At 40.3% G+C, this 24,081-nt stretch carries 17 protein-coding genes and 1 pseudogene; 9 read left to right on the top strand and 9 right to left on the bottom strand.

Features of this window, described 5'->3' with window-relative positions; translation table 11 throughout:
• Positions 1-238: 238 nt before the first annotated feature.
• Positions 239-1,444, bottom strand: coding sequence for a nicotinate phosphoribosyltransferase (pncB, locus tag AC2SLP_RS10380; protein ID WP_486536597.1), 1,206 nt, complete (start codon positions 1,442-1,444; stop codon positions 239-241).
• A 250-nt stretch (positions 1,445-1,694) separates the two neighbouring features.
• On the opposite strand from pncB, the gene AC2SLP_RS10375 reads away from it, so the two are divergent.
• Together AC2SLP_RS10375 and AC2SLP_RS10370 are read left to right on the top strand one after the other, a co-directional pair.
• Positions 1,695-2,399: a DsbA family oxidoreductase gene (locus AC2SLP_RS10375; protein ID WP_486536596.1), complete on the top strand. Its 705-nt coding sequence runs from the start codon at positions 1,695-1,697 to the stop codon at positions 2,397-2,399.
• Positions 2,400-2,537: 138 nt separating this feature from the next.
• Positions 2,538-2,900: a hypothetical protein gene (locus AC2SLP_RS10370; protein WP_486536595.1), complete on the top strand. Its 363-nt coding sequence runs from the start codon at positions 2,538-2,540 to the stop codon at positions 2,898-2,900.
• A gap of 95 nt (positions 2,901-2,995) precedes the next feature.
• On the opposite strand, the gene AC2SLP_RS10365 is transcribed toward AC2SLP_RS10370, so the two are convergent.
• The 3 genes from AC2SLP_RS10365 to htpG all read right to left on the bottom strand — a co-directional run bounded on the left by AC2SLP_RS10365 (position 2,996) and on the right by htpG (position 6,231).
• Entirely contained in the window at positions 2,996-3,499 is a 504-nt protein-coding gene (locus AC2SLP_RS10365; RefSeq protein ID WP_486536594.1) for a hypothetical protein, read from the bottom strand.
• Positions 3,500-3,508: 9 nt separating this feature from the next.
• Positions 3,509-3,733, bottom strand: a complete 225-nt coding sequence (locus AC2SLP_RS10360) for a hypothetical protein (protein ID WP_486536593.1) — start codon at positions 3,731-3,733, stop codon at positions 3,509-3,511.
• A 497-nt stretch (positions 3,734-4,230) separates the two neighbouring features.
• Positions 4,231-6,231: a molecular chaperone HtpG gene (gene htpG / locus AC2SLP_RS10355; RefSeq protein WP_486536592.1), complete on the bottom strand. Its 2,001-nt coding sequence runs from the start codon at positions 6,229-6,231 to the stop codon at positions 4,231-4,233.
• Positions 6,232-6,771: 540 nt separating this feature from the next.
• On the opposite strand from htpG, the gene AC2SLP_RS10350 reads away from it, so the two are divergent.
• A complete protein-coding gene (locus AC2SLP_RS10350) occupies positions 6,772-7,053 on the top strand; it encodes an aldehyde dehydrogenase family protein (RefSeq protein ID WP_486536616.1) in 282 nt (93 codons plus the stop codon).
• Positions 7,054-7,172: 119 nt separating this feature from the next.
• On the opposite strand, the gene AC2SLP_RS10345 is transcribed toward AC2SLP_RS10350, so the two are convergent.
• Both AC2SLP_RS10345 and ispH read right to left on the bottom strand, forming a co-directional pair.
• Positions 7,173-7,985 carry a thioesterase family protein gene (locus AC2SLP_RS10345; protein WP_486536591.1) on the bottom strand — a complete coding sequence of 271 codons (813 nt, stop codon included), beginning with the start codon at positions 7,983-7,985 and terminating at the stop codon, positions 7,173-7,175.
• A 250-nt stretch (positions 7,986-8,235) separates the two neighbouring features.
• A complete protein-coding gene (gene ispH, locus AC2SLP_RS10340) occupies positions 8,236-9,192 on the bottom strand; it encodes a 4-hydroxy-3-methylbut-2-enyl diphosphate reductase (protein WP_486536590.1) in 957 nt (318 codons plus the stop codon).
• Between the two features lie 443 nt (positions 9,193-9,635).
• Between ispH and gmk the strand changes: the two genes are divergently transcribed.
• The 6 genes from gmk to AC2SLP_RS10310 all read left to right on the top strand — a co-directional run bounded on the left by gmk (position 9,636) and on the right by AC2SLP_RS10310 (position 18,279).
• The gene (gene gmk / locus AC2SLP_RS10335) at positions 9,636-10,250 is read left to right on the top strand and encodes a guanylate kinase (protein WP_486536589.1); all 615 of its coding nucleotides are present in this window, start codon (positions 9,636-9,638) and stop codon (positions 10,248-10,250) included.
• Positions 10,251-10,568: 318 nt separating this feature from the next.
• The gene (rpoZ, locus tag AC2SLP_RS10330) at positions 10,569-10,829 is read left to right on the top strand and encodes a DNA-directed RNA polymerase subunit omega (RefSeq protein WP_486536588.1); all 261 of its coding nucleotides are present in this window, start codon (positions 10,569-10,571) and stop codon (positions 10,827-10,829) included.
• A 434-nt stretch (positions 10,830-11,263) separates the two neighbouring features.
• Positions 11,264-13,711: a RelA/SpoT family protein gene (locus AC2SLP_RS10325; RefSeq protein WP_486536587.1), complete on the top strand. Its 2,448-nt coding sequence runs from the start codon at positions 11,264-11,266 to the stop codon at positions 13,709-13,711.
• A gap of 149 nt (positions 13,712-13,860) precedes the next feature.
• Positions 13,861-14,256, top strand: coding sequence for a Rid family detoxifying hydrolase (locus AC2SLP_RS10320; protein ID WP_486536586.1), 396 nt, complete (start codon positions 13,861-13,863; stop codon positions 14,254-14,256).
• Between the two features lie 265 nt (positions 14,257-14,521).
• Positions 14,522-16,954, top strand: a complete 2,433-nt coding sequence (locus tag AC2SLP_RS10315; protein ID WP_486536585.1) for a primosomal protein N' — start codon at positions 14,522-14,524, stop codon at positions 16,952-16,954.
• A 224-nt stretch (positions 16,955-17,178) separates the two neighbouring features.
• A complete protein-coding gene (locus AC2SLP_RS10310) occupies positions 17,179-18,279 on the top strand; it encodes a cation diffusion facilitator family transporter (RefSeq protein ID WP_486536584.1) in 1,101 nt (366 codons plus the stop codon).
• Between the two features lie 331 nt (positions 18,280-18,610).
• Here the strand turns inward: AC2SLP_RS10310 and AC2SLP_RS10305 are convergent, their stop codons facing one another.
• The 3 genes and pseudogenes from AC2SLP_RS10305 to AC2SLP_RS10295 all read right to left on the bottom strand — a co-directional run.
• The gene (locus AC2SLP_RS10305; protein WP_486536583.1) at positions 18,611-18,943 is read right to left on the bottom strand and encodes a hypothetical protein; all 333 of its coding nucleotides are present in this window, start codon (positions 18,941-18,943) and stop codon (positions 18,611-18,613) included.
• Between the two features lie 275 nt (positions 18,944-19,218).
• Positions 19,219-19,347: pseudogene (locus AC2SLP_RS10300) on the bottom strand (transposase domain-containing protein); the annotation flags it as partial.
• 198 nt (positions 19,348-19,545) lie between these two features.
• Positions 19,546-24,081, bottom strand: a 4,536-nt coding sequence (locus AC2SLP_RS10295) for a beta strand repeat-containing protein (protein WP_486536582.1), incomplete at its 5' end; no start/stop codon positions are given.

Raw genomic sequence — 24,081 nt, 5'->3', positions numbered from 1 at the left:
GTTGTGTGCTTGTTCAAACTTTTAGATGACGATTTGTGAGCAGAATTATTATTCTATAACCAGTGCTGATAGATATAACTTAGCGTTCATATAGTTTTATGAATACGGCTCTCGTTCGTCGTAACTCGTCATACTATATAAGCATAGAATGATTTAAAATGAAACTATAGTTATCATTATAACTATAGCGATATGGTTTCTTATTGGGTTAGTTATCAAGACCTGAAATAACTATTCATCAATATTTTTCAATATCAAAAACCTGTCTTAAATATGCCAAATAGGTATCATTATGAATCATCGTTTTACCCGGACTATCTGACAACTTAGCGACAGGTTGACCATTGCACTCAACCAGCTTTAACACTATATTTAACTGTGTTAAGCCCATATCATTGGTTAAATTAGTACCTATACCAAAGCTGGTTTGAATACGGTCTTTGAAATAGCTATGCAGCTCCCACGCTTTTTCTATATCCAAACCATCACTGAAGGTTAACGCCTTGGTCTTAGGATCAATTTTAAGCTTTTTATAATGTTCGATGGCTTTATCACCCCAACTATAAGGGTCGCCACTGTCGTGACGCAGCCCATCAAATAGCTTAGCAAAATACAAATCAAAATCACGTAAAAAAGCATCCATTCCGACCACATCGGTAAGAGCAATTCCTAAATCACCGCGATACTCATGTACCCAAGCTTCTAAAGCTGCTTTTTGAGAATCACGCAAACGAACATCCAAAGCTTGAAACGCCTGTAAAAACTCATGCGCCATCGTACCAATTGGGGTCATCTTGTACTTTTTCGCCAAATACACATTTGAAGTGCCTCGCACAATGCTTGGCGCAGCTTTACGTAGGGTTTCTAATACATGACCATGCCACGCTTTACTAAATCGGCGGCGTGTCCCAAAGTCAGCAATAATAAAAGGGGGTGCACCACGCTCTTGTTTTAGTGACAAGTCTTGCAGTAAATCTACTTTTTGCTGTAATCGGCGCTCACCTTCTTCCAAAACTTCGGCAGTAGTCAATTGCTGATAGTACAACTCATTAACGATAGCTAAGACAAACACTTCAAAAAACATCGCTTGAATCATTGGACCTTCAATATCAATACTTAAACGGTTTTTTTGATCGATACTGACAGTAATATGACGACGTTTTAATTTAAAAAGCTCCATGTAATCAACAAAATCAGAGCGTATAAACCGTAGACTACTTAAATAATCTAACTCATCGTGAGTAAAGCTTAGATCACATAGATAATCAATCTGCTCTTCTAAGGCGTCTTTGATATCTGGCAGAGGGTAAGCCGTATCTTTATAATTACGACAACGAAAGCGATACACACCATGCGTTTGAGGAAACTGATGCAACATGGCTTGAAGCATCGTAAATTTATATAAGTCGTTATCTAACAATGAAGTAATAATAGGCTGAGTCATGTGAGTGCTCTATAATTTTGATTACTATTTATGCCATCTATATTCGCTGATATTTATATTATGACGGTTTCAGTATATTAAAGCTATTTTAAACCATTATCGAGACTAACTAGTATTGAGAGCAACTATTACATTTAGCAATTATTACAATTGGCAACCCTTACATTTAGCAACTAGCCACCCTGTCTATTTTTAGTAATATAAAAGTTGAAGCAAATAATAAAATTAACATGCTTTTAGGAGAACTAATATGACATCTTCAAATCAAAAACTTCGAATCGACATTGCTTCAGATGTCATGTGCCCGTGGTGCCTTATCGGTTATCTACAATTAAAAAAAGCACTTGAACAGATTAACACTGATTATGATATTCATTGGCAGCCGTTTGAGCTTAATCCTAACATGGCAAATGAAGGGCAGAATGTGCGTGAGCATCTCATGGAAAAATACGGCATCACTCCAGAGCAATCTGAGCAAAATCGTGAGAAAATTACTCAAAGTGCTAAAGACTTAGGCTTTGATATGAATTTTAATGATGAGATGCGGATGCATAACACGTTTAATGCGCACCAGTTATTACATTGGGCAGGAACCGAACTTGACTATGATAAGCTAGGTAACGATAAGCTAGTTAACGATAAGCTAGGTAACAAGCAACATGCGCTAAAAATGGCTTTATTTAAAGCCCATTTCACTGATAATAGTAACCTTTCAGATAGCAATGTATTGGTAGCTATTGCTGAATCTGTTGGACTAAATAGAGATGACGCCTTAAAAGTATTAGAAGATCAGCGCTATGCCAATGAGGTGCGTAAGCAAGAAGCCTACTTTACTCAGCAAGGTATCACGGGCGTGCCAGCCATTATCTTTAATGATCGTCATTTAGTGACCGGGGCTCAAGGCGTGGATAATTTTGTAGCGATTATAAACCAGTTACAGACAGATGATGCTTAAGAATTTATATCTGTTTCAAATCTAATCTAGTCCTTAAAAATACTAACTGACGTTTAACTCAACTCAATTGAACTCAACTAGCGCGAGCCTATCCTAAGATGACTTGAGTCTGCTAAACATTGAATAAAAGGGAATAAAATGCAGAAAATCATCGGTATATACAATGCAAATGGTTCGATATTAGGTGAATTAAAGTATGCTTTTGAAAAGGTATTTTTGAGCAAACACTGCGCGCTATGTGATATCACACATGGATTGTCTTTTAAGGCTAAGCCTACTTGGCAAGAGCAGGTTAAGCGCTTCCCTATTCCTATAGAAACTTTGCATTTAGACGAGGTAAGCGATGACATTATGCATGTTGTAGCTGATAACGTGCCTTGCGTGGTAGCTATAGACGGGGATTTAATAAATATTGTGATGAGCGATGCTGAGTTACAAGCTTGTGATAGTGACCCGCTTCGGTTTTTTGAGAGATTGAGGGTGAATGTTGGTAAGGTTTAATGGTGATGAATAACGTTAATCTGAATAGATTGCTGAGCTATAAGCCAATTATAGGCTTGATTGATTCTAACTTTTTAAAATAGTACCTACACGTTCTAAAACAATTCTTCTTGACCTCCACAGAGCTTAATCAAATGTTTAAAGGCTCGGTTAACTTTGTGGTTTTTACCTACAATAGTTTTGACTCCTTGTGAACTACTATGATGGTCCTGAATAACTTTACCAAAAATATTTGTAGCGACATTTCCGCTTGATGTCCTTTGCTGGTTAATTATACAATCTTTCTGATTAGTGCAACGAAGTAAAACTAGTGAGTAATGATTATTACCTTTAATGTCACTTGCACTTGGATCAAGTTGTTCTAAAGGTATGTAAGTTGTGATTACATCATTAGAGTTGTTCTGACTACTTGTAATAAGCCTGCCTTCAATTTCAAGCAAACAGTCGTTATTTTGAAAGCTATATTCACCACCTGTTTCTACTGATCTATCTAGATTATTTAAAATATAATCAACAGTTTGTTCTTTAGTAGGCTCTGCATAAGAAGAATAACTGAAACTCACTAATGATAATGCTAAAAATATATTTTTGAATTTCATAATCAATCCCTATTTGCATTTAACAGAGTTAACTGTTTTGCCATTTTTCTTATATTTAATTATTGCTTTCTTTTGAGCTTTTAATTTAGAGTCGGCATTTACTTTAACATAAGCGCTCATACTACTTACTGGTTTACCATCCGCTTTGTAACCATAACATTCGTAACTCATAGACGCATGAACTGGAATTGACAACAGAAACAATAAGGGTAATAGAAAAACTGATTTTTTCACGTTGGTATCCTCAATTAATTATTTAAAAAAATGGCAACTGTTTAGGCTCACTTTAAAATTACTATAATTATAAACTTTTATCAATCACCCTAACCTATTAAAAAGAGTTTTTTATCTCTAGGTAGTATAAAACTTGCGTCACACAACCTATCGATTGAAGATATAATGTACTGTATATCTACACAAACTTACTACACTCATTTAAATCCATATCAGACGCTCATTTTACTTTAATACTCACCACAAACCTACTAAAAGCGGTTTAGCCCCGATTGGAACGGTAGCTTTGTGGTTTGTGTGGCTTACAGCACCTCGCATAGGGGTGGTCTCTAGGCAAAAGGAACGACCCTATGCTCAGGTGCTGTGCCACACAGACTGCAAACTACAAGCAAATAGCGGGAAGTTATCCTAAACCTATTTAACAAATTTTAAACCCAAAAAAAGGACTCAGATATGAGTCCTTTTTTTGTTCTAACGACGAGTTAATTGATCATAGCTTACTTCAACAATAACTCATTCACACGCTTCAAATAACCCGCTGGATCTTCTAACTGACCACCATCAGCAAGTAGGGCTTGGTCAAAGATGACTTGGGCCAGCTTGTCAAAATCGCCATCAAACTGCTCGCTTTTATCAAGCTTTTGAATCAATGGATGGTTAGGGTTCACCTCAAGCGTTGGCTTGATGTCTGGGACTTCTTGACCCATCTGTTGCAGCATTTGTACCATTTGTGGCGTTAATTCACCATCACCAACCACGATGCACGCTGGGCTATCTACCAAACGAGTTGACACTTGTACGTCTTTTGCACGCTCGCCTAAAGCGGTTTTGAGCTTATCCACCACCGGCTTTAAGTTCTCTTCTGCTTTTTTAGCTTCTTCTTTTTCAGCTTCATCTTGTAAGTCGCCTAAATCAACTGCGCCTTTAGCGATGTTTTGGAGTGGCGTCCCGTCAAACTGGGTTAAGAAGTTCATCGCCCACTCGTCAACACGGCTGGTCATCAAGATAACTTCGATGCCTTTTTTCTTGAATAGCTCAAGCTGTGGGCTATTTTTGGCAGCAGCTAGGTTTTCAGCGGTTAGATAGTAGATGGCTTTTTGACCGTCTTTCATACGCTCTTTGTAGTCAGCAAAGCTGGTTTCTAGCGCATCGTTGTTGCTGGTCGCGTAGCGAAGGAGTTTGGCAATACGCTCTTGGTTACCCATATCTTCGCCAAGGCCTTCTTTGATGACATCACCAAACTCAGCGTAAAACTGCTTAAATTTATCTTGTTTTTCACTGTCTTCACTATTGGCTAAGCTGGCAAGCAGTGTTAATACACGGCGCGCGTTACCATCACGAATAGACTTCACATCGCGTGATTCTTGCAATAGCTCACGGCTCACGTTAAGCGGTAAGTCGGCTGAGTCAATCACACCTTTCACAAAGCGTAAGTACATTGGTAATAGTTGCTCAGCGTCATCCATGATAAACACACGTTTAACGTATAGCTTTAAGCCGTGTTGCTGCTCACGGGCGTATAAATCAAACGGGGCTTTTTTGGGAATATACAACAGCTGTGTATATTGCACACGACCTTCAACACGGTTATGCGTCCACGCTAATGGATCTTCAAAGTCATAGCTGACGTTTTTGTAAAACTCTTTATATTCTTCGTCTTCAATCTCAGAGCTTGAGCGTGTCCATAGGGCGCTGGCTTTGTTAATGGTTTCCCACTCATCGGTCAGTACCATTTCACCTTTGCTACCTTCAGATTGCGGACTAACTGGAGCACCATTCTCGTCTACTTCACCTTCGACACTATCTGGTTCAACCTCTTCTTGCCACACTTCTTTACGCATCTGAATCGGTAAGCTTATGTGGTCTGAATACTTATTTACCAGACGCTTAAGCTTATTACGGTCTAGGTAATTGTCTTCACCTTCGCTAAACTCTTCTTTAAGATGAAGGGTGATAGACGTACCACGGCTGTCTTTAGTGATGGTTTCGGTGGTAAATTTGCCTGTACCATCAGATATCCAGCGTACGCCTTGATCTGAAGGCTCGCCCGCTTTGCGAGATTCGACCGTGATTTTGTCAGCGACAATAAAGCCTGAGTAGAAGCCGACGCCGAACTGACCAATAAGCTGACCATCTTGCCTTTGTGACTCGCTTAATTGCTCCAAAAATGCTTTGGTACCCGATTTGGCAATCGTACCTAAGTTTTCAATCGCATCTGATTCATTCATACCAATACCGTTATCGATAAAGGTAATGGTTTTGGCATCTTCATCAATGTCGATTCGAACTTTTAGTTCACCATCATCCTCATAAAGGCTATCATCAGAAGTGGCTTCAAAACGCAATTTGTCGCATGCATCCGATGCGTTTGAGACCAGCTCACGCACAAAGATATCAGAATTAGAATACAGTGAATGGGTTACTAAATGAAGTAACTGGGCAACTTCGGCCTCAAAGACGTGTTGGGTGGTCTGGGTAGCATTGTTATTTTTGCTCATAGTATCCTCTTTGATTGTTGGTTTAGTTATTGATAATTTTTGGATGGATAGTTTTCGCATTAGCTGTATTAGGGTCTTTTGAACATTCAAATATGGAACTGGCGGCGGTTATTTTTTAGGCAATATGCAGGGAAATTTTAGACACTTAGTTATTCTAAGTTAGAAAATTTCACAATATATTGACAAAAAATAGACCCGCCCCGTAGGGCTGATGCTAAAATTATCCCAAACGTTGTTATAAACCTAACTAAGGTCTAGACATTATCGTCGGTTTATGCCTAGTTTGGAACAATTTTAGCTATCAGCAGTCCTAATATTTGAATGTTCAACAGACCCTATTAGCTTTCTATCTATTCAAGTTGCTTTATTAACTAATAGGGGCGAACTCTAAATTTTTCAACTAACCAGCTGCTAAATTTTAGCGATAAATTTTATTTATATTGAAATGAAAAAACCATTCAAATTTTGACTGGTTTATCTTTTATATATAGTGAATGCAATATAGAATAATGAGCAAAATTAGATAAGCAAAACTAGGTCATCAAAGTCGCCGATGTTGATGAAGCCATAAAACTTGCGAATGACGTCCCGTTTGGTTTGGGCGCATCCATACATACGACGAGTGAAGAGATGGCAGATAAGTTAACTGATGCACTTGAAGTGGGTATGGTCACGATTAACGCTCCCTCAGGTAGTGAAGCCAACACACCGTTTGGCGGCGTTAAACGCTCGGGCTTTGGTCGTGAACTGGGTAAGTTAGGAATTACGGAATTCTTAAATTACAAATTAGTGAGAGACAAATCCTCACGTCCTGAAAGTTAAGTGGCTTGTCTGCTTTAGTATGAAAAGTTTGCTTTCAAATAAACCCTACAAAATAAAGGCCACCTGCGCATAACAGGTGGTCTTTTTAATAAAAAATTAGAAGCCCGATTATCTTAAATTTAAGGGATGGGACGTATGGTTAAAATCTGTTCACTACGCCCGAATGGGCCTTTTTCATCATGTAAGATAGCACTGGTCAGACCAATACCGTCATCACCATATTGCTGTACCGCTTCTATCCCCAACCATTTGCCTTGGGGTAATCGGTGCATATGAATTTGTAAATCCGTATTCGGAAAAGCCCACGTCATCTCGGACAGTTTTAAGCCCTTTCTTGGAACGACACCATTGGCCGTATCTACCAGCCCCATTAAACGAATGAAATCTTTGGTGTCTTGGTTTTCTACCATATCAAGTTCAGTAGTCAGCCATACGAGTCCTTTGCCCGGACGACGGTTAGGGTCTGCAGCAAGCTCAATGCTTTCTATAAATCCACCAGGCCAGCCCTTCATTTCTTCCCACGAAGGTAGCTCATCAGGGCGCGATGAGAGTACTGGATCTTCCAATCCTGCTATCTCGCTGGTATCTTGAGTCAATAACCGCCACGCTCTAGCGATGATACAGTCACGCCCATTAGCACTCATGACTGATTCTACCAGCTCAATCGTCTTACCAGGACGAATACAACGCGTGGTAATGGTAAATTCCTCAAGGGGTATCAAACCTAGAATATCAAGGCTTATTCTGGCAATACGTAAGTTAGCTTGGGGGGAATATTGAACAAGCTCATGCGTTAAGATACCAGTTGCTGGCGCCATGTGCTGCTCGTGGCTATTCCAAGCCCCTTGAGCATGGTGTGTGGGTTTATAATGCGCCACACAAGTTTTATCGTCCTGATAAATGCGATCGATGCACTGATAGTATGCCGTCATTAAGTTTCCTATAAGGTTGATTAAATGCTGTAAATAATTATTTTTTAGATAAATAGCTTTAAAAATATAGCTTAAAACGTATCGCTTGAAATAACGTATCACTTGAAATAACGTATCGCTTGAAATAACGTATCGATTAAAATAAATAGTTAAAACGCCATTTTAAAGCTGACTGTCTTTTTTGTATGAGCATACGCCCTGTATTCTACGAACCTACGCTCTATTGTACTAGCCACGCCATATTAGCGCGCTATGAACGTACTTCTTTAATAGGAATACGTAATTCTTTGGGCAAGCTAAAGGTAATGTTTTCTTCTATACCTTGTAACTCATCGGGCATATCTCCGCCCCACGTTTGCAGCTGGTCCAATACTTCCTGAATTAATACCTCAGGCGCCGACGCGCCAGCTGTCACCCCGACCGCTTTAACCCCTTCAAACCATTCTTGTCTAATCTCGCCTGCGTTATCTATCAGATAAGCTTTACAGCTCATACGCTCTGCAAGCTCGCGTAAACGATTTGAGTTTGATGAATTTGGTGACCCGACCACAAGTACCACCTCGCAGCGCTTTGCCAAATCTTTCACAGCATCTTGACGATTTTGTGTTGCATAGCAAATATCATCTTTGCGCGGGCCTTGAATTTGAGGAAATTTCTCACGTAGCGCATCGATGACAACAGCAGTATCATCCATAGATAGCGTAGTCTGGGTGACAAATGCTAAGTTATCAGGATTGCCAACTTCAAGATTCTTAACATCGTCTTCATTTTCAACCAAATAGATCTGACCACCATATTTGGTGCTAAACCGCCCCATTGTACCCTCAACCTCAGGATGTCCATGATGACCAATCAAAATGGTATCCATTTGATCACGGGCAAATTTTGAAACCTCAATATGAACTTTGGTCACAAGCGGACATGTGGCATCAAACACCGTTAAATCTCGGCGCTGTGCCTCGTCTTCTACAGCTTTGGACACGCCGTGTGCTGAAAATATCACTATCGAACCATCTGGCACTTCGTGTAATTCTTCGACAAATACAGCGCCGCGACGTGCTAAGTCTGAAACAACAAACTTATTATGCACCACTTCATGGCGCACATAAATGGGAGGCTCAAAGCGTACTAAGGCTTCATTAACGATGGCAATGGCACGGTCAACACCGGCACAAAAACCACGAGGATTAGCAAGATAAATTTGCATAAATAACCTTTGCAATAGATAATCAGATAAAAATTTGGTAACACCAATTAGAATTAAAAAATGAACTTTAAACTAAAAATGAACTTTAAATTTAGAACTATAATCATTGGCACAATAGAAACTAGGACTTGAAAGATTGCTACTATTATAATGTGCTATATGTGTCTTCAAAAAATGTTTTCAATTAGGGGCGAATAAACAGTTAAAATTCTGACTACTTTAGCATATCTTTTAAATCGGCGGCACACCCTAAGAGTAGTAATTTACATTTATCCAATTGGATAGCACTTTTTAAAGCGATATGGGTAGATTATCCTCCTTGCATTAATACGCTATTGCGTCGCTATTTACTCGACATTTGATAGAAACCCTATATGACAAATAAGACGTTCAAAGTAAAACGCTCAATATACAACACCTTATAATTAAACGAGAATTAACTTATGAAAGGCTCACTATTTATAATAACGGCAGCATCAGGTACAGGTAAGACGTCGCTGGTAAAGCAGCTTATTGCGACCACCAATGACCTAGCAGTTAGTGTCTCCCATACCACACGTAGTCCGCGTCCAGGTGAAATAGAAGGTCAGCATTATCATTTTACGGACACAGCCGCATTTGTCAGCGGCATACAAGCGGGTGACTTTTTAGAGCATGCTAAAGTATTTGATAACTACTATGGCACGTCACGCCAAAGTGTGGATCAGCAATTAAATGCCGGAATCGATGTGATATTAGAGATTGATTGGCAGGGCGCTCTACAAATAAAAGAGCTTTTTGATGACGTGACGATGATTTTTATACTCCCCCCTAGCCGCGCCACCTTACGCCAGCGTTTGTCTTCACGTGGTCAAGACTCGCAGGAAGTTATTGAAAAACGCTTAGCGGGTGCTGTTACTGAGATGAAGCAGTATGAGCACTTCGACTATGTGGTAATCAATGATAATTTTGAAGCTGCTTTATCAGACCTTAAGTCTATTATTGTTGCTAAGCGTCAAACGCTTGCTCGCCAGCAGTCTCGATATCGAGAAACCATCAATGATCTTATTAAAGACTAGCAGCTGATTTATTTTTAGCATAGCAAATGAGTGTTGATACCATGACTATTTAATATAGATAGGTTTAATTTAGACAGTATTTTTAGTTGTCATAGCTATTAGTTGATATATTTAATGGTTGGTATAGTTACTTGTTAGTATAGTCGCTTTTAATATAGTCACTTTTTAAATAGACACTATTAATATATTCACTTGTTAATATAGTCATTTATCAATATAGTAATTTGATAATATAGTTATTAGCCGCAATATTTGGTATACTAATTGATTGACTATCAATATTTAATATCAATCACAATGTGATTAAAAGAGGATTTTATGGCACGTGTAACTGTTGAAGATTGCTTACATGCAGTAGATAACCGTTTTGAGCTAGTCTTGGTTGCCAGCAAACGCGCACATCAACTTGCAAAAGGTATCTCTGAGCCTTTAGTAGAAGTAGATAATGACAAACCAACCGTATTGGCATTACGTGAAATTGCATCAGGTTTAGTCACAAAAGATATTCTTAATCAGCCTGATCATCATTTTGCGACCAATTCGCTAGATTTAGCACTTAGCAGTGGTCAGAGTTTCTAAACTTATGTTATCGCTTATTTGAGCCACGATTTGTTAATACACAATTCGTGGCTTTTTTAGCTTTAAAATTTTATATAAGATGTTGGATATTTACATATAAACTTTAATAGGTTTATCACTTTGATATTCTTTATATTTTTCTCCAAACGAGCGTTAATTTGTAGTTTTATCGGTTGAGCGGTTGACAACCCTCCTTAATTAAGATTAATTATGGGTATTGCTTTATTAAATACAAAATATTGAGTAAATAAAAGATAGTGTTTGATACGTTTAGCTGCTTAGGCTATATAATATAAATCAAACTGGGTTATGCTTTGGTTATTGGTATGTTGATTAACATAGTGCTCTACTCTTAGACCGTGCATTCGTGACATTGCTAATCAACTGTTAATAAACTGTCAATCAATTCATAATCAATTAAGGTCAAGATGCTTATGTTCAATTCAGAATCTCAGTCAAATACGCTTCTTGATTCTAGTAATTGTAATAGTACAACTACTTCCATTACTACTACCACTCATCCTGATACGACAACATCCTCTGATACTGACCTAATTATTGACGACTTTAACACTAATATGAATGGCAAAAAAATTAACAACATTTCCCACTCAGACAACGTTATTGACCCTATTGATACAGGTGATATAAGCTTACCTAATTCTAATGATGAAGATATAGCAAATATTACGGGACACTCTTTAGGCTTACCTAAGCTTAGTCATCACTTAGTAGATGATGCACAGCGCAATTTATATCGTGCCATATACTACCTTAATGATGAAGAAAAGCAGGATGTATTAGATGCTTGTGCGTTTGGGGATGAGGCTCATATAAAAGACAAACGTAAGTCTGGCGAGCCTTATATTACGCATCCAATTTCGGTGGCAGAAATTCTCGCAGGTTTTCGCTTAGACCACGACTGTATAATCGCTGCTATATTACATGATACGGTTGAAGATACTGAGGTTACCTCAGATCAAATAGCAACTCGATATGGGGCCACAGTGGCTCGGTTAGTAGATGGCGTCACCAAACTTAAATCCTCAAAACGCAATAAAGAGCAAAACAAAGCCGCTACCTTTCATAAAATCATGACAGCAACGCTTGATGATCCTCGTGTATTAATTATCAAACTTGCTGATCGTTTGCACAATATGTCAACTTTGGATGCGGTTCGACCTGAAAAACAACGCTCGACAGCAGCAGAGACCTTAGAATTCTATATCCCCTTTGCACGTTTGATGGGACTCAATGATATTGCCGATTATATGGAGATACTGTGTTATCGAAATCTTGATCCTGTTATGTATACCAAGATGTCGGACAAATTGCTTCAACACGGACTGGGTAGAAAATACCAAAAAGAAGCCATTCATCAATATCTAAACCGCGTCCTAGATCGACATCATGTGTCCGGCCATGTGCGGGTACTTGAAAATCAAGTGGTTATGTACCGTCAGTTTTTTAGAAATCGCGGTGAGATTGATGATCTACTCAGACATTACGCATTTGAGATTGTCACGCACAGTATCGAAGATTGTGATTTGCTTGCTAACTACCTTATCAAAAGATACGACATACCAAGGGAGTTTATTGCCGATAACATACGCCATCCCCTACCTGGCGGCAACCAATCATTAACCTTAACTTATGTGCGTGATAACGACACCATCAAGGTCACCTTATTAACTCAAAAGATGCAAGATGCGGCAAGACTTGGGGTTATTGGAGCGGAGCAAGCTTCTGAGATTAGCCGCTCAGTGATTGAAGCCTCTTTACGCAATATGAAAGAGCTTATTTCTGATAGTGATGCCGAGATTTCAGAAGCGCAAGATTATGAAGGCTTGCTTGATACGCTTGATGACCTTATCAGTTATTTAAATATTCGTAAAATAATTTGTTATAGCCCTGAAGGCCGCGCGTATGAGCTACCGCGCGGTGCGATTGCGCTGGATTTTGCTTACGCTGTAGGCCCTAAGGTCGGTAATATTGCAGTCGGTGCTATCATCAATGGTGAAGAAGCCAAACTTGGTTCAACCCTCAAAACTGGACAGACTGTCGAAATTGAAATCGATCACAGCGCAAAACCCAAAGCTGAATGGCTAGGCATTGTGGTAACCAGCAAAGCTCATCGCACCCTTCGACGCTGGTTTAGCAGCTTACCCGTAGAGGAGCAACAATTACATGGCAGACAAGCGCTAGATCGTGCCTTACAAACCTATGATAAATCAATCGATGATGTGACAGACTCTGATTGGGATGATTTATTGCAGTGGCAAAATGCCAAGAATAAAGGCGAGCTATTTGAAAGTATGAGTGCCGGTACTTTATTACCCCAGCTCGTTGTATCACGGCTATTTAGCGATGATGTGACCAAAATTCATGAACAAGCCAATCAGAAGGGATTTGATAGACCCAATCAGTTATTGTCAAATGCTAATGGTGTCGAAGTTCATTTTGCGGGGTGTTGTCGCCCAATCTTTGGTGATCCTATAATCGGACATCTAACCACACATGGATTGGTGGTGCATCGTCATCGCTGTTATTCAATTATCAATAAATTCAAAGACAAGCCTTATGAGCTTGTTCAGCTAAACTGGTATAGTGAAGAGCAGATAGAACGTAGTATAGAACATCCAAGCGATCGCCCTCATTTTACGGCGTACTTAAAAATTAACTTAGCATTAAATGATGAACAAGTATCCGATGTGGTTTATACCTTACGTCAACTTAACATCGGTGTTGAAAAAGTTGATGTTCGAGCAAAATCTACAATAATTCATATCATTGTGCGCAGTCGTAACCACTTACATGAAAGTATTGAAGCACTACGCCCCCATGTTGGATTTGGCAATATTAGACGGTTATATCGTTTGTAGCCGTTTATAACATGGTAATAACGGCAATAAACAACTCATCTAAAATGTTTGGTTTAATCGTCGAACCAATAGACAATAAAGACTGAAGAGAAACTGGCTAAAAATATAAAAATGTAATTATAATATTTATCTAATAATAAGGACCCATTATGCCTCGTGAGACTATTCATACTGATAAAGCGCCTTCAGCAGTCGGCACTTATTCTCAAGCTGTTAAAATATCTGGTCCGAATGGTAGTACTGTATATATTTCAGGTCAAATAGGACTCGATCCCAATAGCATGCAATTATTAGAAGGCTTTGAAGCGCAAGCATTACAGGTAATGGATAATATCGAAGCAATTTGTCACGCAGCTGGGGGTACACTTAAAGATGTGGTTAAATTTAACGTCTCTTTAACAGACTTAAGCGACTTTGATACACTAAATACTGTCTTCAAGAACCGTTTGATTGAGCCGTTTCCCGCTCGTGCTGCGGTTCAAGTCGCCGATTTACCAAAAGGTGCTGTGGTAGAAATTGAATCTATCTTATTTATAGAAGATTAGAGCGTGTGGAACGATTTTGCTATCAGCAGTGCTAATTTGCGAATACTCCAACCCGCCCTAACACATCCGCCTATTCAGTATTTTATGCTTTTGTGCCTTATGCCATGTGCTTAACAATCTATACGCTCCATAAGTTTATTTAAGCGTTTCATACATTTAAATGCCTAGGGTCAGTTGTATAAGACTAAAAACGAGTGATGTATGATAATGACATACGTCACTTTTTAATTAAATAGGATTGGGTTCTAATGAGGAGGTCACCTTAATGTTAATCCGTGTGGCGCTGCCAGTACCTCTTTATAGAGAATTTGATTACCTGCCCCCTGCCAATCAATCAATTAATGTACAAAATAACGATAACCCTAATAACGATAACCCTAATAACGACAATCACAATAACGACAATCAGAATAAAGACAACCAAACCATCGAGAATTCATCAAATAAAGACAGTACCCCAGATCTTTTTGATTTTCTTCCCCCAATTGGCGGCCGTGTTAAGGTCTCCTTCGGACGCCAAAAGCTCATTGGCATAGTTGTGGCTTACGTACCGCTCACTCAAAGCGATGTTCCTGAGAATAAACTAAAAACCATCATAGAAAGCTTAGATGAGATTCCGATCTTTGATAAGCAGATGCTGGATTTTGCAACATGGCTCGCAAGCTACTATCACTACCCTCTTGGCGATGTACTATCTGTCATGTTACCTAAACTCATTAGAGACGGTAAACCGCTTGATTTATTAGAAACTCATTGGCGGGTTTTGCCTCATATCACAGATGAGTATTTTGCAGCGAATGCGCACAAGCAAAAACAACAGTTTATGATGCTCAAATTACATGGCGAAACAGGCGCTAGCGAAGATACGTTATTGTTGGAAGGTATGGAGCGCCCCTTTTTGAAACGGTTAGAGACATTGGGGATTATTGAACACTTTATGTCTCCAAAACCTAAACCCAAGCCGGTAACGCTGGCTAAAATGCCGCTTGATTTGAACAAAGAGCAGCAACTTGCGGTCGATGCTATCGTTACTTGTTTTAATAATAAAATCTATGAAGGGTTCTTATTAAATGGGGTGACAGGTAGTGGTAAAACGGAAGTTTATTTGCAATCAATGCAGCATGTACTTGAAGCGGGTAAACAAGTTTTAGTCTTAGTTCCAGAAATAGGACTGACCCCGCAAACCAGAGCACGGTTTGCCGAACGGTTTTCTGCCAATATTTTATTGCTGCATTCAAATCTAAATAATACACAGCGTATGCAAGGCTGGGAAGACTGCCGCCAAGGCCGATCTCAAATTGTAATTGGTACCCGCTCATCAGTACTGTATCCATTTGATAAGCTTGGACTTATCATTATAGATGAATCTCACGACATGTCTTTTAAGCAGCAAGACACCTTGCGTTATCATGCTGCCGATGTAGCATTGTATCGAGGTTTCAAAGCAAATATACCAGTTATTTTAGGGACTGCCACCCCCTCACTGGATCATTTAAAATTGGTTCAAGAGGGTAAGCTTACCGAGCTTATATTAACCAAACGGGCAGGAAACGCACTTGCACCAACTCTGTATTTAGTCGATGCGCGTGATAAGCCGACGCAGTATAGCGACCTGCCTACACATACAGATGATAAACAAAATAACCTACTGCCAAACCTTCAAGAGAACCAAGATACAGGTCTGACAAACGAAACCATAGATGCCATTCGTCATACGCTTGAATCTGGCGAACAAGTGCTCGTCTTTTTAAATAGGCGTGGATATTCTCCCATATTATTATGTAGCGCTTGTGGGTGGCAAGCAGACTGTAGGCGATGTGAAGCGCATATGACCCTGCACCATAGTCAGCTTAATCAAAATCAGCCCAGCTATTTGAAATGTCATCACTGTGATTGGCAAGCCTCTATTCCTTTGGCCTGTCCTGAGTGTTCAAGTACTAATTTGAGTGCGGTGGGGATTGGAACAACGAGACTGACTGAAAGCTTGCATGCCTTATTCTCCAATCCTCAAAAGTCTGTCCGTACATACCCTATTATACAAATTGATCGCGATACCATGCGCCGTAAAGACAGTTGGGATGAAGTATATCGCCGTATAAACACAGGCGATCCTGCTATATTGGTAGGCACACAAATGATCGCAAAAGGCCATCACTTTCCAAACGTGACCTTGGTTTGCTTACCCAATGCAGACAGGGGGTTTTTGTCCCCCGACTTTAGATCCCCTGAACATACTGCTCAGCTTATGATACAAGTTGCTGGACGTTCAGGACGCGGTAGTAAGCCTGGTAAAGTGCTGATTCAAACAGTGAGGCCCAATAATCCGTTATTACAAAAATTGGTGCGTGAAGGATACCACGCCTTTGCATTAGAGTTACTCAATGAGCGCAAGCTCCTTGGTCTTCCTCCTTACACTTACGCAGCTTTAATACGCTGCGAAGGTAAAACTTTAGCGCGAACAACGCAAGCGCTTAAAGATGCGGTCGGTATATTGCCGCCTCACAATTTGGCTATTTTGGGCCCGATTGATGCGCCTATGAAAAAGAAGAACAGTCGCTATCATAGTCAGCTTTTGTTACTTGCCAAACAGCGCTCTCACCTACACCAGATATTAAACGTATGGTGGCCACAAGTCATACAGCTACCGTCCGCTAAGTACTTAAAGCTTACGTTAGATATAGATCCTATAGGGTGGTAATATGGGAGTATGGCTTATTATATATAGTCACAGAACTTTAAAGTAGTCACAAGGCAACCGAGTGCAAGTACTACTCATGGAGGCTTAGCGAGGTTAACGCCGTAACCGTTTAGTAATTGACCGACTATAACATTCTACTAGTCTGATTAATAGAATGCTTAGCCTCTAGACTTTATTATGCCTATAGAGTGTTGAATTGTGTTTGTTTAATAAGGTGTTACGCTATGACCTCGCAAAAGCCAAATTTGAACGATAATTCAGAACCTACTGCTGCGCATCATCCCCCGCATTTTCATAATGAACCCACTGCAAGAGATATGAGTAAACAGCGCCGCACATTGTTGTTTAGTTTTCTAATCATCACATTTTTTATGCTCATTGAAGCTATTGGTGGTGTCTTAACCAACAGTTTGGCGCTTTTATCTGATGCAGGACACATGCTATCTGATGCTGCAGCTTTGGGTGCGACGTTACTTGCTTTTAAAATTGGTGAAAAATCCGCCAATGAACAAAAGACTTTTGGTTATAAACGATTTGAGATATTAGTTGCTGGAGCAAATGGCGCCACGTTGATCATTATCGCTATTATGATTATGTGGGAAGCCATCGACAGATTTACCTCACCGCCAGAAGTGGCATCGATGGGTATGTTGATCATCGCAGGCATCGGATTTTGCGTTAACTTATTGGTAGCTTGGCTATTACATCGTGATGGGTCAGCACATGAACACCACCATTCTCATAATGAAGACCATCAACATGACTCATCTAACCCTGGTGAGAAAAATTTAAATATGCACAGTGCTTATTTGCACGTTATTGGCGACTTATTGGGTTCATTGGCAGCTATTATAGCGGCACTCTTGATGATGTGGTTAGGATGGGTATGGGCGGATCCTGTCGCTTCTGTCATCGTTGCTATTCTTATATTAATAAGCGGCTTTAGAGTAGTAAAAGCGTCAACCCACATTCTAATGGAAGGAACCCCTAAAGAGATTTCATTAGAGGAAGTCAAACAAACCATAGAGTCGCATCACCACGTTATTACTGTTCACGACTTACATGTTTGGACCATAACAAGTGGCATTCATTCTCTATCATGTCATGTAGTTGTCGATGGTAATCTGCGTATTTTAGAAGCCAGTGAACTCATTCATGATTTAGAGCATAGTTTAGAAAAACTGGGTATTAGCCATACAACGATTCAGGTTGAGTCGATTGAGCATCCGCATAATCGGCTTGATGCCATTGTATGTTCGTTAGACGATCCAGAGAATACACTTGCAGCCAGTCATACTGGGCACCATCACGGACATCATCATTAACCGATTCAAGTTATTATTTATAGAACTTGAAGGACTGTCCTTGATAATTAATAGCCGCTTAGACTATATAGAATGTATTAATTCTTATCGAATAAGTACAAGTCACTTGAAACGTTGAGTTATATTGAATTGGTACAAACCATTGACAGATATATAAAGAGTGTTAGTTATCATTGATTTTAATCAAAATTTTCATTGGTTTAAATCCTATCGTACTCTTGCATTGACTATTTAGTTGTTATTGTTCATTTGTTAGTTAAGTCTGTATCTAAATTTGTAACATTATGAACTGGCATAAAAAAACGCCCTCATTGCGAGTAATGCCATTCAATTAATCGAGCTTGCCACGTATCGGGTAGGTTTGGGTTTTCTTTTGAGCCTGAGGAGAAACTGGGATTTGTATCAAGTAGTCCCCTTCGCTGAAGGTTTTAATCACACTGTAACGCAGATTATCTTTAGCCCACATGATCCAGTGTCTGTTTGGATAAGTTTGTTGCAAACTAATCAGTAGGTCTGCTGAGAAATAGGCTCTTTTAATGAGCGTAATGCTATTATCCTGAACGTTTAGTTGACGAGCTAAAGTGATCTCTCCTTGACCCATATCTCCAAGAGCTGTGTCAATGATCTCATGAGTGTTAGTATTGATAAGACATACCGAACGCATTTATGGATAAGGCGCCTCTTTGGTTCTACCTTTGTGAGCTAAAGTGCTGAAGGTTCTCGTTAGTGTATGCAATGAGTATACGACTCGAACTACGGCTTGGACGCTAAGTCCCATGAAGTCTTGTTACTGGTCTTATGATTCCGTTTGGTAGTGAGCACTTAATTGATTAAATAGCTGCTAGGTTCATGCCCGAGGCGTTGTCTTGCTTGTACAACAGCACTGGGTACGCAGGACTGTGAGTCTAGATTAAGCCGCATTTGCTATGTGATATACCAGATGGAACGGTTTCGATATAAGGCGGAACCGATGACTAGCCAAACAACGCGTTCAGCTGGTAGCTTCCGCCTTCTAATGCTCGCTTTGCCTGTATATTCTAGGGCCTGCTGTATCCATTCAGGGTCTATTTATTCTTTAAATTATTCTAAAGTGTCTGGGATCCTTTTATGCGTCTCATTAATTGCTTCTTGTAGTCTCATAGTAAAATAGCCCATCTAGTTATAGATGAGCTATTTTATTACTTTTCTTCGGGTTTGGCCTTAACTGACTGGCATTACTCGTAATAAGGCGTTTAGTTCTTTAAACATTCGTTTTTTTAACTATCTCTAGATAACAACGTTAATATCTTCTGAGATTATTATAGTGGCTGGATTGTTACCACTTAAAGTTGATGTGGTATATTCATTATAGCCATTAGCACTGCCTGTCTGCTCCCAATAACTTAAGTTACCTGTTAAATTAACAGTATCATTAGCATCACCTTCAATGGTTAAACCATCGAGATCTCGAGCAGCATTCCTACCTATTGAAATACTATTGCTTGCGTCGCCTCGGCCTAAGTCGACAGTCTCAAAGTTAGTTATGTTGCTAGCGTTGATAGAACTACCATTAACAACTTTTAAGGTATCTGTACCACTTCCACCATTAATCGCACCACTCGTGAAGTTAGTAACACTCATACCATCAGTAACCAAATCTCCAATAGTGATAACATCGTCAGCACTACTTAAGGCAAGGGTACCATTACTCATATTGGCTATATTTAAAATATCACCCTCTCCTAAGTTGACTGTACCTCCCTGCATATTGGTTATATTAACAGTATCAATATCAGTATCTGCACCAGTGTCAATATTACCCTTATTCAAAGTGGTTAAATCTAAGGTATCACTGCCAGTACCGAGTAGTATTGTAGGAGTACCTACACCGTTACCCATAGAACCTAACTCAACTTTATCATCACCTGAACCCATATCGATGGTAGAGCTATTATTGAACTCGCTAGCTTTCAGAGAATCATCGTTGCCAGCAAGATTAACAGTAGCGCCACTATCAACATATTCACCAATAGTTATCAGATCTTTACCTGCACCGCCTCTTACTTCGTGACCATTAACAGTACCCGTCACATCGAGTGTATTGACATCGGTTACTTCATCAGCATTAACGTTGGTAAAGACACCAGTATTGGCGTCAAAATCACCATCATTATATAAGCTCAAGTAACTATAATCACCCGCATAATAAGCTTGTGCAGTACCCTCGTCGATCAAGTCGACACCACTACCTAAATCGATCACTCCATTATTCATATTGCCATGTACTGACACTGAATCACTACCACTACCCGTATAGGTATCACCACTCAGAGTCGTACTGGAAACTGGAACTTGAGTAAGAACGCCATTTATGTTTTGTTCCACATAAAAGCCGCCATTACCATCTGGAATACCACCAGCGGTTATCGTATCGTCGCCGGCTTCAGTAAACAGTCGAGTATTAACATTTGTTGACCCTTCATAAAGGTTGACTAAATCATTACCTTCACCAGTATACGTATAAGAATTGGCAAGTATTCTACCGAAAACTTCTAACTTATCGTCGCCAGCTGCAAGATCGACCGTAGTTCGAACATTAGTTCCATCTGTATCATTAATTTGGTTTCTACCAATAGAGGCTCGGTTAACAGAAATATTACCATAACCGCTATCTGATCTATCTTGGGTAAGACCTGAATAGATAGTATCTGAAGCATTGGTAGTTACCAAACCAGGTTCACCCTCAGCGTCGGTAGCTGGTGCAAACTGGTTACCATTTTGAGTCGTGTTTTCAGTATTTGCCAGATAAGCAGTGTTTGAAGTTGGTCCAGCAATTAAGCTGATGTCACCAGTGATATTTGCCATAGAAATAGGGTTGATATCAATGATAGTACCAATGGCAGTCTCTGTGCCGTCAGTAGCTGCCAACACATCATTACTATCTTCAGCAGTAACCACGACATCTTCTAATCCCTCACCCACATAACGCGATGAATTTGGCTCTGCAATCGGTATCACCTTAAATTCTATTTGCTTTTGACTCATAGCGTCAGGATCACCCTCAGGAACCATCAACTCGAAGTTACCTTGTGCATCTGGATTAATAATAGTACCGTCGTCTAATTCAATATAGTAGTCACGACCTGTATCCGTGACATAGTCATTAGTAGGATTACCATTTTGATCAGTTATTACACGGCCTTCAAAATCAGCGGCGCCACCAATATTAAGTGAAATAGTTGTCTCACTAGTTAGCGCATTATCTATCGTTGCAGTATATATTAATTGATCATCAGTGGTACCGTTTTGATTCTCATAAGCAGCCGCATATTCTACCCCTTGCGTTGACGTATAAGAATCACCTTTAGCCGAATCTACTGATAAGCTAACAACAGGCATACCTCTGGTGTAATCGGTATCGGTAGCAACAACAGTACCGCCATCATTGACTGCCGCAGTTACTTCATATCCTTTGGTAGGATCAAAGTTTGGAATCGAGGTAGAAGGATTAATAGTGACAGACCAATTGCCGTCTGCATCAACCAATGCTGTTGTCTCTAACGTATTGGCAGCGTTTCCAGACTCCGTAATAGTGACATCTATAACTGCGTCAGGATCAATCTTAGAGGTATCACCAGATATCGTGAAACCACTTTGATAGTCTGACGGACTTATGATGGCATAAGGTTCGTCTTCTATTTCATTATTTTCAGGTTGGGCTTCTCCTGCAATAAATGTAATATCGACTTCAGGTATGAATTTAACAGTGGCGTTATCGGTTGCTCTTTCACTTTCATTACCTGCTATATCGGTTATTTTTGCTTCAACATTTAAAATCGCCCCCTCTTCCGGTGCTGTAAATTTAATATATACTTGTTCGGCAGCGATATCTTCTGCAGTTAGCTCAATATCAACGCCATTTACAGTAAGGGTGTCACCAGCTACTGCATCGGCAGGTAAACTAATCGTTACATTAACTTTGTCATTGGCATCAATCTCATTAGCATTAATAAAATCGTCCCCGTTTCCGATAACCACTTCTGGTTTTGATGGTGCTGTTGAATCAACGAATGCACTATCTTCACCAAATTGTGTACTGTTACCTGCGGCATCACTAATAGTAGCTAACACTGTTTTTTCTTCGCCTTCAGGGAACTCAGCTACATCATAGTTCAAGAGTAGACCATTATTTAAAATAGCATCTGTAACTATATATTCGTCGACCGTACCATTAGGATTGGTAATGTTTATGCTATCACCAATTTGAGTGTCTTCCGGTACAGTGACTTTTACGTCTATAGTTCCACTAAGTTCTTGAGCATTGATAATACCGTCATTATTTTCATCTTCCACTATCTCTACAATAGGCGGGTTTACTGGGAACACCAAGTCAGTAATCGCTTGGTCAGAACCTTGAGGAGAAGTGTTACCTTGAGGGTCAGTTACTACTGCACTGATAACGTTGGTGTTGTTCTCATCTAAAGGTATAAACGTTGTTTCAATACCATTGGTCAGGTCATTGGCAGTCAACACAACTTGCTCTGTAGTACCATCTGGCTTAGTAATAGTTACAGTATCGCCCTCACTAAAGCCTGAATCTGTTGGGAAGGTGATAGTAGTTGTTACAGTGCCATCAGCATTTAAATCTTCACTATCAATATTACCATCGCTATCTATATCGTTAATGGTGACAACTGGTTCAGCAGTTGGAATGACAGCGTCTACCGTCGCACTGTTATTAACAGGCGCGCTTTCGTTACCGGCAGTATCGGTGATGGTGGTTTCAACCTCTAGCGTTTCACCTTCGGCTGGTGCTGGGACGTCAACCACGATTTCACCGTTTGTGATGTCGTCTTCTGTCAATACGGTGTCTTCACCGTTTACGGTGACTGTGTCGCCAGCTTCGGCATCATTCGGTAGCGTGACGGTGACCGGTACGTTACCGTCTGCATCAATCTCATCGCTGGTGATGAAGTCATCGCCGTTACCTATCGCGACTGTCGGTGCGCTTGGTGCTTGAGTGTCTACGGTGGCGCTGCCACTACCTTCTGGTGTTTCGTTACCAGCGTCATCTTTAACTACCGCTGAAACCGTTACTTCTTCACCTTCTAGGAAGTCGCTTTGTGGGTAGCTGATTTGTAGACCGGTGTTTAATACATCTTGAGTAACCACATAGTCTTCTGTGCTGCCATCAGGGTTGGTTACTGTGATGGTGTCACCGATTTGGGTGTTGACAGGCGTTTCAATAGTGACGTCAACCGGACCTTCTAGTTCATCGGCATTGATGTAGCCGTCGCCATCTGTATCTTCGGTGATAGTGACTACTGGTGCGGTATCTGATGTGCCATCGCCATTGCTATCGCCTGGTACGATGGTATCTACCGTCGCACTGTTATTAACAGGCGCGCTTTCGTTACCGGCAGTATCGGTGATGGTGGTTTCAACCTCTAGCGTTTCACCTTCGGCTGGTGCTGGGACGTCTACCACGATTTCACCGTTTGTGATGTCGTCTTCTGTCAATACGGTCTCTTCACCGTTTACGGTAACTGTGTCGCCAGCTTCGGCATCACCTGGTAGCGTGACGGTGACCGGTACGTTACCGTCTGCATCAATCTCATCGCTGGTGATGAAGTCATCGCCGTTACCTATCGCGACTGTCGGTGCGCTTGGTGCTTGAGTGTCTACGGTGGCGCTGCCAGTTGCCGGATCACTTTCGTTACCCGCTTGATCAGTAATGGTGGCGTTAACCTCTAAGGTTTCGCCTTCTGATGGTGCTGGTACGTCAACCACAACCTCACCGGTGTCTACGTCTGTTTGGGTAAG

Source organism: Psychrobacter sp. CX21, assembly GCF_057396255.1.
The sequence above is the reverse complement of the archived record's forward strand: the minus strand, read 5'-3'. Positions and strand labels throughout refer to the sequence as shown.